Annotated in this window: 12 protein-coding genes; all 12 read right to left on the reverse strand. The window is 36.4% G+C overall.

Annotated elements, in window-relative coordinates; all coding sequences use genetic code 11:
• Nucleotide 1: 1 nt before the first annotated feature.
• The 12 genes from LBD46_05715 to LBD46_05770 all read right to left on the reverse strand — a co-directional run bounded on the left by LBD46_05715 (nucleotide 2) and on the right by LBD46_05770 (nucleotide 13,919).
• A complete protein-coding gene (locus tag LBD46_05715) occupies nucleotides 2-2,242 on the reverse strand; it encodes a type I restriction enzyme HsdR N-terminal domain-containing protein (GenBank protein ID MDR2426658.1) in 2,241 nt (746 codons plus the stop codon).
• Between the two features lie 55 nt (nucleotides 2,243-2,297).
• Nucleotides 2,298-3,491, reverse strand: a complete 1,194-nt coding sequence (locus tag LBD46_05720; protein ID MDR2426659.1) for a DUF362 domain-containing protein — start codon at nucleotides 3,489-3,491, stop codon at nucleotides 2,298-2,300.
• Complete coding sequence (smc, locus tag LBD46_05725) at nucleotides 3,460-6,930, reverse strand: chromosome segregation protein SMC (GenBank protein MDR2426660.1); 3,471 nt, start codon at nucleotides 6,928-6,930, stop codon at nucleotides 3,460-3,462. The genes LBD46_05720 and smc overlap by 32 nt, the downstream gene beginning before the upstream one ends.
• Before the next feature lie 44 nt (nucleotides 6,931-6,974).
• Nucleotides 6,975-7,169 carry a hypothetical protein gene (locus LBD46_05730; protein ID MDR2426661.1) on the reverse strand — a complete coding sequence of 65 codons (195 nt, stop codon included), beginning with the start codon at nucleotides 7,167-7,169 and terminating at the stop codon, nucleotides 6,975-6,977.
• Nucleotides 7,163-7,624, reverse strand: coding sequence for a hypothetical protein (locus tag LBD46_05735; protein ID MDR2426662.1), 462 nt, complete (start codon nucleotides 7,622-7,624; stop codon nucleotides 7,163-7,165). The genes LBD46_05730 and LBD46_05735 overlap by 7 nt, the downstream gene beginning before the upstream one ends.
• 69 nt (nucleotides 7,625-7,693) lie before the next feature.
• The gene (locus LBD46_05740) at nucleotides 7,694-8,806 is read right to left on the reverse strand and encodes a hypothetical protein (protein ID MDR2426663.1); all 1,113 of its coding nucleotides are present in this window, start codon (nucleotides 8,804-8,806) and stop codon (nucleotides 7,694-7,696) included.
• Between the two features lie 26 nt (nucleotides 8,807-8,832).
• Entirely contained in the window at nucleotides 8,833-10,020 is a 1,188-nt protein-coding gene (locus tag LBD46_05745; GenBank protein MDR2426664.1) for a pyridoxal phosphate-dependent aminotransferase family protein, read from the reverse strand.
• Nucleotides 10,021-10,044: 24 nt separating this feature from the next.
• A complete protein-coding gene (locus LBD46_05750; protein MDR2426665.1) occupies nucleotides 10,045-11,025 on the reverse strand; it encodes an NAD-dependent epimerase/dehydratase family protein in 981 nt (326 codons plus the stop codon).
• Between the two features lie 22 nt (nucleotides 11,026-11,047).
• Nucleotides 11,048-12,049, reverse strand: a complete 1,002-nt coding sequence (hypE, locus tag LBD46_05755; GenBank protein MDR2426666.1) for a hydrogenase expression/formation protein HypE — start codon at nucleotides 12,047-12,049, stop codon at nucleotides 11,048-11,050.
• Nucleotides 12,042-13,109 (reverse strand): hydrogenase formation protein HypD, encoded by a 1,068-nt coding sequence (hypD, locus tag LBD46_05760; protein MDR2426667.1) that lies wholly within the window; start codon nucleotides 13,107-13,109, stop codon nucleotides 12,042-12,044. Before hypD ends, hypE begins: the two co-directional genes overlap by 8 nt.
• Nucleotides 13,099-13,701, reverse strand: coding sequence for a TIGR00730 family Rossman fold protein (locus LBD46_05765; protein MDR2426668.1), 603 nt, complete (start codon nucleotides 13,699-13,701; stop codon nucleotides 13,099-13,101). Before LBD46_05765 ends, hypD begins: the two co-directional genes overlap by 11 nt.
• Complete coding sequence (locus LBD46_05770; protein MDR2426669.1) at nucleotides 13,701-13,919, reverse strand: HypC/HybG/HupF family hydrogenase formation chaperone; 219 nt, start codon at nucleotides 13,917-13,919, stop codon at nucleotides 13,701-13,703. Before LBD46_05770 ends, LBD46_05765 begins: the two co-directional genes overlap by 1 nt.

The following is a 13,919-nucleotide window of genomic DNA, read 5'->3' on the forward strand; positions in this document are numbered from 1 at the left end:
ATTACAACAATCCCTCTAACGTTAATTGTGCGTTTTTCCTTAAAGTCCAGCCGTTTTTGCCAGAACGGTAAGCTATATCTTCTAAAACACTTAATATTGTTTGCTTTTTAGGCGTCGTCCCATTTTTCAACAGAGGCATGATATTTAAAACTATCTCATCAAAATCAACAACTTTATTCTCTCTTTCCATTCTCCTAAGATAACTTATAATATAGTATTTTATCCTCAATTTAACATCTATTTGCGCCGTGAACTTTTTGTTTTCTTTTATACTATATATTTCTGTTTCTTCATCATAATCAAATTTTTCAAGCAATAATGGCGTCAAATCTGAATACTCTTTTTTTAATAAATCTAAAAATCCCAGCTCTAACCCTTTAATAATCAATTCGTCATTTATTTGCTCCAAACTAGCTCCGTTGTTTTTTGCAATTATTCCCTCTATCGTCTGCATTACTATATCCGCTATCTTCATCCCTAGATTCGCTTTCATTATTGATTTCGGATTCTTTACTTTCCTGAAATTTATTATAAGCTGCCCCGATAAAACTGTAAATGGATTTTGTCTTTTCTTAAAACTTGTCTGTCCGTTTTTTTGCGACACTGCTCCCGCATATTCAAAACCACAACTTTCCGCAGTATCTATAATCAAATGCCAAAATTCAGGGTCTTTATGTGCAAAAACAAAAGATAACCACCTATCATATTTTAATACACGATACATTTCTTTTATGCTCTTTGATATTAATTCATTGTAATCCTCTTTTGTTTTATTATGCTCCCCACCTTCTATTGCTTCAAGTTCATAATCTTCTTCGCTGACTTTTAAATCAAGCCATGCGTTCCACATTACAGATAAATCTAAATAAGGAATTTTTTTCCCGTATGGAGGATCCGTGTAAATATAGTCAACTGTTTCATTCTTTATAAATGATAAATCCGTTGCCGTACCTTTGACAATTTGAATATTGTCAATCGTCTGCTCATTGATGAAATACTCTATTTCTTTTTTGGCTTCTAATATGCGTTTAAATCTGAGTTCAAAATATTTGATTATATTAAGATTTGAAGGTTGAGGAGCGTTTCTATATCTAAAATATCTAAAAACAGATTCTCCTCCGCCAAATTCCCCACCGACAGCATACCAAGTTTTATTTGCTCTTCCTATAATACCTGAAAATATTAACAATAAAGAATCTCTTATATTTTTATCTTTCTGCTTTAAAATTGTTGATTTTAACAATGCAAGTTTTGCTGTCTGCTCATCGCTAAATAGCTTGTCCACTGTATCAACGTCAGAACTTTTTGGCAGTGCAAGTTTTCTAGGCAATGGATATTTCTTCAAGGACTGTTTAATTTCTTTTTCTGTTTTCGGCTCTTTCTCTATATATTCTTGCTTTACTTGGCTAAATGCTGCACCTAATTCAGACACTTTAACTGGCGATATTAAAGATTTTACTAAAAATACAGCCATCGGATTTAAATCTATGTTTATCGCTTTTCGCCCATTCATTAACGCTTCTATTGCCGTTACGCCCGAACCGCCAAAAGGGTCTAACACTATATCCCCTTTTTGCGTAAAATTTTTTATATATTCTGCGACAACATTCCATACTTGTCGTGTAAAATATCCATGAACTCCACAATGTCTTTTTGCTGCTCTTTTTTTTACTTCAATCTCATCTAATAAAGGCCTATTCCCATAATCAAAACTATTCCTATATTTTTTACACGGCTCATAAACAAAATCTTTCCCACTGTGAAAACTATCAGACGAAATGTAATATTTCAACTTTTCCCAATTGTCGTTTATATCTTCTATCGCAAAAAATAAAATTGGCCTCTCCAATATTGAAGTTCTAAAAAGTGAAAACTCTCTGCCATTGCATAAAGCAAAATATAAACTCCTTATTTCAGGATGCATCGCATAACTGTATACCTGCTCAATATTTCCACCGCTTATAATATTTTCTTTCGGCGCTTTCGCATCTATAACACAAGAATATTTCCCTTCTATTTCTAACAAATAATCAGGAATTATTGGAATTTCTTTTTGTTGACTCCCTATTTTCAATTTAAAACTTTTACTGCGCACTATGCTTTCTTGTCTATACCCCAAACTTTTCAGCAAAGGCAAAATTATCTCTTCCCTGACACTGTCTTCTTTAAAATCCAAGTTTTTAAAAAGTTCCTTAAATTTTAATTTATTAAATTCAGGAACTATATAATCTACCTTTGGCATTTCCAGCTCCATTTTAGAGGTATTTTTGTTTTTATTAAAATAGTGTTTTTTACCTTTATACAGCGTTTTTATTATATTTACGCTCTAAATACATCAAAATTTTAGCCAGGAAGCTTCTTTTAAAATCTACCGCTTTGTATGGACAGAGTTCATGACAGCAAAAACAGCTTATGCATTTTTCGTCTGTCACTGAAGGATATTTTTCGTTATCTTTTCTTTTTATGGCTTTTACTGGACAGGATTTCGCACAAAACATGCATCCAACGCATTTTGAAATATCAATTACCGGCCTAATCCATAAAAATTTGCCTATGATTTTTACCAGAGGTTTCGGCACTATATCAAGTGCTTTGGTTTGTGGAAACGAAAATTTATTTAAATTGAAATCTCCTGGAAGCACGCCAACAATCGACAAGCGGGTTAAATCTTTTTCTTTTATGTCCAAATTTTTGAAAACATGGTTTTTTGATATATTTCCACCTAAAAAACTAAAAAGAAAAACGTCAAGCATAAGCGTGTCTGTAGAAGCCGCTATTAAATCGGCTTTCCTTATATCGCCAGAACTAGGACCATTGCCTTCCATAGCCAAAATCCCGTCAATCAAAGTAAATCTTATTTTATTTTTTAAAAATAAATATATATTGGACAAAAGACGGGCAAAATCGGCATTCTTTGAAGCGTATTTGTGATATTCAACTTTTATCATGCCGGGAATACAGCCATATAAATTTTTAATTCCGGCAGTAAAAGCCATAAGAGAATGAGTTTTCAATTTTGGAAGATTTATTATGCCGTCGCAGTCCAAAACCGCTTTTGAAAAAAGTACTTTTTTAATATTTGCATCGTTAACATCGATTTTATGAGACCCTGCGGATTCAAAGCTTATAAGTTCGACATTTTCTTCTCTGCAAACATCCGACATGCCGGTAACTTTCCACAAATTATTTATATCCAACGAATATATTCCACCCGGACTGTCTCCAACTGAGACAACCGCCCCAACACTTTTTACAAGACGTATTATGGCTCTCACTATTTCTGGATGAGTAGTAACGGCTTTATCAGGAGTTTTAGCGCTTAGAAGATTGGGTTTGATGAGAATTTTTTCGCCCGGCTTTATAAACGACGAAATTCCGCCTAGAAGATTTAACGTTTCCCTGACGGCACTATCTGCTTTGTCATAGCCGCAGCATTTTAAAAGGCTTATTTTTGTCATCTTAACCGACGGATGTCTCTTGGGAATTGTCATCTTTATTGATTCTAACCGAAATAATTTTCGACACACCGTGTTCTTCCATAGTAACTCCGTAAAGAATATCCGCCATCTCCATAGTTCGCTTATTGTGCGTAACGACCAAAAATTGCGTTTTTGAAGAAAATTCTTTTATCATCGCTATGTATCTTCCCACATTGGCGTCATCAAGAGACGCGTCAACTTCATCCAGTATACAGAAAGGAGAAGGTTTTACCATAAAAAAAGCAAAAAGCAGAGCTACCGCAGTTAAAGCTTTTTCTCCTCCGGAGCATAAGGAAATATTTTGAAGCTTCTTTCCGGGAGGCTGTGCATAAATGTCAACCCCGCTCTCAAGAAGATTGTTTTCATCGGTCAGCATTAGATCGGCTTCCCCTCCGCCGAAAAGCTTTCTGTAGAGATCTTTAAAATTGCCTCTGACAACATCAAACGTTTTCCTAAAATTCTCTATTGTAGATGTATTTATTTTCTTTATAACTTCATGCAAATCGTCTTTGGCTTTGAGCAAATCACGCTGCTGGGTCAATAAAAAATTGTATCTCTGTTCCAAAGCATCGTACTCTTCCTGCGCGGCCAAATTTACAGAACCTAACGATTCCATTTTTCTTTTTATTTTGTTTATTTCCTCATGATTAACTTCTACTCCGTCATAATCATTTTTTATCTCTTCATAGGGCTTGCCGTAAGTTTCAATAAGACGTTTTTGTAAATCGCTTTTTTGGTATTCAAAATTTTTCAAATCAACCTGCATGGCGGTCATTTCGGTGTTCAAATCGTCAACTTTATTTCGCATTTCGTGACATTGCGCAGTTTTTTCATCTATGCTGTCCTGAAAATTTTGCTTGTCATTTAGTGAAACCTGAATTAACGCTTCTTTTTGCGACTGTTCTTCGTAGTGCCGGCGGATTTGCACGGTTTCGGTTTCCTGCGAGGTTAAAAGCTCTGAAAGCTTTGCTTCATTTTCGGCAGTTTTATTTATGGCATATTCTATCTGCCGTTTTATGTTTTCTATATTGTCGAAAATATACTGTCGGCCTTTCTGTTTATTTCCCATTTCGGAAGCTTTTTTATCCCATGCGCTTCGCGCGTCCATCATAAGCGGAGCGATTTCCTCCTCTTCTTTTCTTACGAAAATTATCTCGCTTTCGGCATTTTTCAATTCTTTGTAAAGAGCATTTTCTTCATCGTCAATTTTTGTTATCCGTTCGTCAAAAATGGAAATTTTTTCGCTAAGCGAGCCGATATCTCCACTTTTTGAATCGATTTCTTTTTTATGCCTGTTTATCTCATCAACCGTATTTTTTATGTCGTTTCTTTTCTCTTCAATCTGCTCCCGCCTGCTTTCAATCTGTGTTTTAATTTTTACCGTATCAAAGCTGAATTTTTCTTTTTCAAGTCTGGAATTTATCTGATATTCATCAATGCTCTCTATTTCAGATTGAACCAAAGTGATTTCTACTCTAATTTCGGCACTTTTCTCCCGAAGTCTTTTAATCTGATCTTCGATTAAAACAGGTTTTTCAAACGAACTTTTTCCACCGCCCTGAACTATGACGTTTCCGTAAACTTTTGAACCTGAAGTTATAATATTTGCACATATAAATTTAATTATTTTTTCATTTTCCGAAGAATATCTGATATACTTTATAAGTTCTGTAAAACCCATCGGCAATCCCAGCGCAGGTGAACCCTGCCCTTGCGGAATTTTTTCTTCAATGATAAATGAAAGCCTGCAAAGCCCGTTATCTTCCAAAAACTTTATGGCTTCTTCAGCTTTTGCCGAATCTGTGCAGACCAAATAGTTAAGTTTTTCTCCTAAAGCCGAAGCTATAAGTTCGTCTTTATCGTCATCTGAATCTATTAAGCTGCTTACCGGGCCCCTTGCTATACCTAAGTTTAACACGGATCTTATGGCGGAACGCAGCGGATCGCGTTGATCAAATTCCTGAAGAGTGGCGATTCTTGATTCATTTGAAGCAAGATTTTCTTTAAGCGCGGAAAGTCTGCTTTCCAAATCGTTTGTTTTTTCTTCATTTTCCAAAACGGTTTTATTTATTTCTTCTTTTTTTGACTCAATTAAAATTAAAGATTCGTTTGCAGCGGCAAGTTCCGCTTTGATAGCGGAAATTTCGCGGTTTGCAGGTTCTATTTCGCTTTCAAGCCTTGCGATTATTCTATTTAAAGAAGCCATTTCGGCGTCAAGATGTATTTTCGTTTCGGAAAATTCGGCCTTTGAATTTATCAGGGTTTCCTTTTCTGTTTCAAGTTCAGAAAGCCTTGAACGTATTGCTGTTTCCTGAGTTTCTATTTCCAAAAGTCTAGATTTTATCGAATTATAGCGCTGCTCTTTTTCTTTATATATTTTCTCAAGATTTTCAGTTTCTGCCACAAGAGAGCTGTCATCGGTATTGATCGAATTTAACTGCTCTTCATATTGAATGACTTTTCCCCTGTTAATTTCAAGCTCTTGGGAAAGAGCTTCCTGTTCAGCTCTTATTTCCGACTCTCTTTGAGCGGAATTCCGTATTATTTGATCGGCAACGCCTATTTTGGTTTTTATGTCGCTTAATTCTCTGTTAATATTTACATATTGTTCGTTTTTTTCATCCAGAGAAAGACGCATTTCCTGAATGTCGGCGTCCAGACGGTTTGCCGAAGTATTATTTTCTTCGAACTCTTTTATCTTTGGATCGAGTTCTTTTTTTAATCTGTCAATCTCATTATTTCCGTAAGCAATGTGCTGCACAAGCGCGGCGGTTTCGTATTTGGCAATATCTTCCTGATATTTTTTATATTGTTTGGCTTTTTTTGCGGCAATATCTAAAGCCGCAATCTGATGTTTATGTATTGCAAGAGAGTCGGATAAACGCGACATGTCTATGTCGATTTTTTCAAGCCTTCTTAAAGTCTCTTCTCTTCTGACTTTATATTTTGCCACACCTGCGGTCTCTTCGAAAAGTTCTCTTCTGTCTTCGGGTTTTGCAGTAGTAAGAAAATCTACTTTCCCCTGCTCTATTATGGAATATCCGTCGGAACCTATTCCCGTATCTAAAAACATATCTTTTATGTCTTTAAGCCTACAGTGCGTCTTATTTATAAAGTATTCGCTTTCTCCACTTCTAAAAAGCCTTCTTGTTACGGTCACTTCAGAGTAATCTATAGGCAGGACATTTTGCGAATTGTCAAATGTAAGAGAAACTTCCGCCATACCTGTAGTAGCTCTTGTCTGTGTCCCGCCAAAAATAACTTCCTGCATTTGAGAACTTCTCATGGATTTTGCGCGCTGTTCTCCTAGGCACCAACGTATAGCATCCGATATATTGGATTTGCCACAGCCGTTAGGTCCTATAATGCCGGATATGTCTTTTTCAAAGCTTAAAACGGTTCTGTCGGCAAAAGATTTAAAACCGCATACTTCGATTTTTTTTAAATACATTATTTTTTCCGTGATTTCATGATTTATTTATATCGGCAAGAGATTCAATATTCTTCTGGAGAAAGCCCTGCATAAGCTTTTCTGAGCCTGTCCTGATAATCATCATCTTCGTTTTTACTTAAAACCGTAGCTATCAAAACAAAAGTGGAATAAGCAAATGCCGCAAAAATACAGAGTTTGCCTATATCTTTGTAAAGTCCGCTTATTCCGTCAGTAGTATTTTTTTTTCTAATCAGCATATTCTGCACTTCCTAGGAGCAGTTTCCATGATAAGATTTCCGCCGGGATCCATAAGCCTTACAACTATAAAATAATCGTCCTTTGCGAAATATGTCCAGTCAAACCACCAATATCCCGCGTCATATCTGCAAGGCTGCCATTCGCCGTTATTAAACGAAATTTCAACATACCCATCAGTTGATGCACCCACTCTTATTGCATAATGATTGCCGTATATCGTCTCCATATCTATCGGATGATCTATTACTATATATGCATTCGGGTAATTGTTAACCTCAGTTTTTATTTCTTTAGTTTCCTCTACAGATTTCATTTTCTTGGCATCAGAGGTTTTTGTCGTCTTTTTTCTTGTTTTTGTCTTTGTCTTTTTTGCAGTGGTTTTATTTTTTATTTCATTCTTTTCTTCAGAATCGGATATAGTCGTAACTTTTTTCTTTGATACCTTCATTGCCATTTCTTTTCCTCCGCAAAAGTTTTTATAGTATTTGATTTTACAAACTTTTCACTATAAAATCAATTATTATTAAGCACCATATATGCTGTACTTTTTATATATTTTTCCATTCATCATTTCGGCGGTACGCCGCGTCATGACATTGTCATCAAGTACCCATGAAAGCTCACAATGTTTATACCCGTTTTTTAAAGCGTTTTTCAGCCCTTTTTCATACATTATAGCTTCAATACCTTTATGTCTGTACTCTTTTATCACTCCCATGACCATAAGTCTGAGTCTGTCGATTTTATTCTTATAATACAGATATTTGAAGATACCAAAAGGTAAAAGACTTCCATTAAGCTTTTTTAGTACCTGATTATAATCTGGCAAAGAAATAAGCATTCCGACAGGCACACCAGAAAGCGATGCTATTATTATCATATCAGGATCGAGAAGCGGCTTCATTTTTGAAGCCAACACTGCAAACTCCTCATCGCTCCAAGGAACAAAACCCCAATTTTTTTCCCAAGCTCTATTATATATGGATATCGCGGATTTTAAATCTTCGTCAAAAGTATCTTTGCCTAGCGATTTCACTTTTAGAGTCGGGAGCTTTTTTTTTGCCATTTGTACTACTTTTTCAAGACGCCCAAGTCTTGAATCCCCAGTAACATCCATATCATAGGCATAAAGTTCTTTTATTTTTTTGAGTCCTGATTTTTCCGCAATACTGAGATAGTACTGCGGCGTATAACTCATCATAAGAGCAGGAGGCAAATCAAAACCTTCCGACAGAAAACCGAGTTCGTCATTTGTAGATGGATTCATCGGCCCCATCATTTTATTTATGCCTTTTTCGTTAAGCCAGTTTTTTACGGCATCAAAAAGAGCCTTTGCTGTAACATCATCATCAATGCATTCAAAAAAACCGAAAAAACCGCAGTTGTCATCTTGAAAATTTATATAATTGTAATCAATTATAGCCGCTATCCTACCTGTTATCCTTCCGTTTTCATCATAAGCAAGAAAAAGCTGTTTTTTTGCATGAAGCCAAAAAGGATTTTTGTCATCCGACAAAATTTCTATCGTATCGGATATAAGAGGTGCTACCCAAGGGCTTTTTTTTGAATAAATCTTCCATGGAAAACGGATGAATTGCCTGAACTGTCTCGAGGTTTCGACTTTAGAAATTCTCATGTTCTTATCCTGCCGTGTATATATGTTTAAGAGATTATGCCCAGAGCTTTGCCGACTTTTGAAAACTTGTCAAGGATAAAGTTCAGATGTTCATCCGTATGGGTTGCCATGTAGCTTGTTCTTATTATCGCCTGCCCTTCGGGAACAGCCGGAGTGACTACTGGAGAAGCAAACACGCCTTCGTCAAAAAGCATCTTCCACATTTTAAAAGCCGTCAAATCACTGCCTACAGTTAAAGGTACTATCGGCGACTGAGAATTGTTTGTTTTATAGCCCATAGACTGAAAAGCCGTTTTCATTTTTTTGGAGTTTTCCATAAGTTTCATTCTTCTTTCGGGTTCCTGAATTATTAAATCTAAAGCCGTATCTATCGCACCTACACACGCAGGAGGAAGGCTTGCGGTAAAAATCATTGATCTTGATGCATGTTTTATATAATCTATCACTTCGTTTCTGCTTGCGATAAAACCGCCTATCGATGCCAAAGATTTTGAAGCAGTTGCCATCAAAACGTCAACATCTTCTTCTATATTAAAGTGAGAGCCAGTTCCTCTGCCATTTTCGCCTATTACGCCAAGTGAGTGTGCTTCGTCAACATAAACTTTTGCTCCATATTTTTTTGCAAGTTTTGAAATTTCAGGCAAGTTTGCTATGTCGCCTTCCATACTGAATATGCCGTCAACTACTATAAGCATTCCCCTTCCCTGATTTTTTGCAAGCTGTCTTTCAAGATCGGACATATCATTATGCCTAAATCTTGCCATTTCTCCGAAAGAAAGGCGGCAGCCGTCAATAATGGAAGCATGGTCAAGTTTATCGGTTATTATGACTTCGCCTTTTCCCACAAGGCTGGAAATAGCACCTAAATTCGAATGATGCCCCGTAGTAAAAAGAACGGCTGACTCTTTATTGATAAATTTTGCAAATTTCTTTTCGACTTTCTCATGCAGATCGCTTGTTCCGTTAAGAAATCTTGAACCCGTTCCCGAAGTTCCATATTTCTTTACAGCTTCTATTGAAGATTCTATTACTTTAGGATGGCTTGCAAGTCCAAGATAATTATTTGAACAGACAACGATTTTTTTCTTACCGTCAACTACAGTTTCCGGACCCTGCTGCGATTCTACTGTATGAAAATATGGATAAAATCCGGATTTTTTAAGTTCGTTGGCATCATGGAAGTTGAGACATTTCTCAAAAATATCAGAACTCATTTGAACGATCTCCCTTTTTGCATACTAAAAAAATTTATTATTTAAATACCAATTATATGTTATTTTAGAAGCAATTTCAAGTTTGGTAAACTCAATACCTAAATCAACCCGGGCGCAAGTATTATCGGCAATCCAGTATTCTTGGAGCATTTCGTTTATTTTTTGCTTATTAAGCACCGCAGGCTTTCCTGTGATATATGAGAACGACTGGGCTGCCATGCCTGCAAACTTAAAAACAAAATCCGGAATCGGTATAGGCATAGCTGTTCTGCCTACGGCTTTGGAAATTACCTGTCCCACCTGTGACCACGTGTAAGGCGTTTCCTCAGCAAGATAATATGTCCTATTATCGCTTTTTTTGTTATCAAGACATGTACAAACGCATCGTGCTACATCTTTTACATATACCAGTTGCAAAACCCTTTTTTCAACTGTAAAAGGTCTTAAATGTTTGTTTACAAGATTGAAAAATATAAAAATATCTTTATCCCTCGGACCATAAACCGACGCTGGTCTTAATATTGTATAGGGAATTTTCCCCAAAAAGAGTTCCTGTATTTCTTCTTCGGCTGCAATCTTACTCAAACCGTAATCCGAAACAGGTGTTTCTTCTTCATTAAGTTTTTTTGGATTTGCGGAACTGCCAGGACCCATAGCTGCCTGAGATGAAATAAAAATGAACTTTTTTAATGATGGATTCATTTTTAAAACGGCATTACATAGGTTTTTGGTATACTCGACATTGCCTTTAAAATAATCTTCTCTGTTAAAAGCTCTTACGCGGCCGGCACAATGCACTATTATGTCAATATTTTTTACGCATATTTCTAAAAATTTTATGTCGTTTAAATCTCCGTATTTAAAAAAAACCGGCAGATGACTTATCCACGACAAGTCCGATGTTTTTCTTACGACACAGGTAACCTGGTGCTTTTTAGACAATAATGCTTCAACTATATGACTACCTATAAAACCGTTAGACCCAGTAACAAGCACCTTTAGCATAATATTCTCCCTCTGCTGCATATCAGCAGATTCTCGGTAATTGTTCAGTATCGATATTAAGAATTTTTCTCAGATTTCCCGAAACGGTTTTTACCCATACCCCTTTAGGATCTTTCACGACTTTCCCTATAACCGCAGCTTTTTTCCCTAAAGAATTTTTTTTGTATGCTGTAATAACTTTTCCTGTATCGGACTCTTTCTGAAAAGAAATCATCTTTCCTTCATTCGGCATATATAAAGGATCTAAACCAAGTATTCTGCAAAAAGCCGCCACATTATTTGCCATAGGAATTTTGTCATATTCTATTATTATGCCGACATTGGAACTTTCGGCAATTTCATTAAGAACCGCCGCAGCTCCACCTCGGGTCGGATCTCTCATAACGCGAACGTCAGGGCATACTTTTAAAATATCCTGCACCAAAAAATTTAAACAAGCGCAATCACTTTTTATTGAAGATTTAAAACCAAAATCATTTCTTGAAAGCATGACGGCTGCTCCGTGCTCTGCTATATTTCCGCTCACTATTATAGTATCTCCATATTTTGCGTTTGAGCCAGAAAGATTGATTTTTTTTCCGATAATTCCTATCGCACTCGTATTGATAAATATTGCGTCAACCTCGCCTTTTTTCATGACTTTCGTATCCCCGGTAACTATATTGACGCCTGCCAGCTTTGCCTGTTTTGCCATTGAAAACGTTATTTTTTGCAAATCTTTTACAGGAAAACCTTCTTCTATAACCGCCGCAGCAGATAAAGCCAAAGGTCGTGCACCCATCATCGAAATATCGTTAACGCTTCCGCAAACAGCAAGTTTTCCTATGTCCCCGCCTTTAAAAAAAATCGGATTTATGACAAATGAATCCGTAGCAAAAGCAAGTTTCATATTTTTTATTTTTAAAACAGCTCCGTCGTCAAGAGGATTCAGTTCTTTATTTGAAAACACTTTTTTAAAAACTTTGTTTATAAGTTCTTTGGATGCGTTGCCTCCGGCACCATGTGCCAAGGTTATTTTATCCATCGTATTTTCCGTATTTGTAATATGCGCTGCAAACACCTTCGGAAGAAACCATGCACGGACCCAAAGGTTTTAACGGAGTACATTTTTTTCCGAAAAAGCCGCAGCCATAAGGATTTATTTTTCCTCTCATTATATCTCCACATCTGCAGGGCTCTTTTTTATTCATGTCTTTTTCATCTTTAACTTGAAATTTGATGTCTGCATCAAAAGTGGCATATTTTTTGTTCAACCTAAATCCGCTTTTTTTTATACAACCGAGCCCGCGCCATATGTCATCTTTCAAATCAAACACTTCCGATATCAAATTTTTAGCTTTAATGTTTCCTTCTTCGTTTACAACCGCCTTATATATATTTTTAAATCCGCATGAGCGCGATTTGATATTTTTAATCAAAAAATCTATGGCTTCTACTATTTCTTTTTTTGAAAAACCCGTTACTGCACAGGATATTTTATATTTTTCTGCCACATATCTAAAAGCGCCGGCACCGGCTATGGCAGCAACATTTCCGGGGAGAATAAACCCGTTTATATCAAAATCATCATCAGAAACAAGCATGTTTAAAGCCGGAAAAATACTTTTAAACATCGAAAAAACAGAAATATTTTTGATTTTTTTTTCATAAGCTTCTTTTATGACTGCCGCCGCGGCAGGTAATGTAGTCTCAAAACCAGCTCCGATAAAGACAACTTCTTTTTCCGGATTTGCCTCGGCGATTTTCAAAGGGTCATATACGCAATAAATTACCCTGACATCAGCCCCTTTCAAAATTTCCAATTCAAGAGATGAGGTAAACGCCGGAACTCTAAGCATATCGCCGAATGTCGCAATTACTATATTTTTATTTTTTAACAAGTGCAGGCATTGTTCCAAGCGATTTGAAGGAGTTACACAAACAGGACAACCAGGACCTGAAATAAGTTCCGTTCCAACAAAATAATCGCGCAGTCCGTATCTGGCTATCGTCATAGTATGCGTACCGCATACTTCCATTATTTTTATCCCTTTAGAAAGACGATAGGATTGTCTTGTCGTCTTTTTTGATTCTTCAGCCGGCACAGGGCTGCTCCTTGGTTTCTTTTGTCCATTTATCTATTTGTCCAGGATGTATAAAGGAACGGCATCTTTGAAAGGCGTCTTCAAGAGAATCCGTTACGATAAGCATGTCAAAGTGTTCCTTCTTAAAAAATTTTTCTTCAATGCTTTTTTGTAAAAACTTTATGAAATCATCAAAATATCCGTTTACGTTTATTAAAGCGCAGGCTTTTTTATGTATGCACAGTTGTGACCACGTAAGTACTTCGGCAAGTTCGTCTATAGTCCCTATTCCCCCGGGTAACACAAAAAAATAATCAGCAAGTTCGTACATCTTATTTTTGCGTTCATGCATATTTTTTGTTACAATCAGCGAGTTTAAACCATTATGACAAACTTCAATATCTTTTAGCTGCTGCGGTATAATGCCGATAACTTTTGCGCTGTTTTCAAGAACGGAATTTGCCAAAACTCCCATAAGCCCGACCTTTCCACCACCGTAGACCAATTCGGCATTTTCATTTGCAATAAGTTTCCCTAGTTCTACCGCGGTTTCTATAAACTTTTTGTCTTTTCCCAGACTGGAACCGCAGAAAACACATACTTTTTCACTCACTATATCAACCCCGACTCTTTTGACGCATCTACAATATCTTTAGCGTCTTTTTTAGAAAGTTTGCTAATGGCAAAACCGGCATGTACTAAAACGTAATCGCCCAATTTTAAATTGTCCAAAAGCGTTATTTTTATTTCGGATTTAATTCCTCCAAAATCAATCTCAGCTGTACTTGAATCAACTATTTTTAATATTTTCCCAACTGTTGCAAGACACAT

The organism is Candidatus Endomicrobium procryptotermitis (assembly GCA_031279415.1).
Taxonomy (GTDB): Bacteria; Elusimicrobiota; Endomicrobiia; order Endomicrobiales; family Endomicrobiaceae; genus Endomicrobium_B; species Endomicrobium_B procryptotermitis.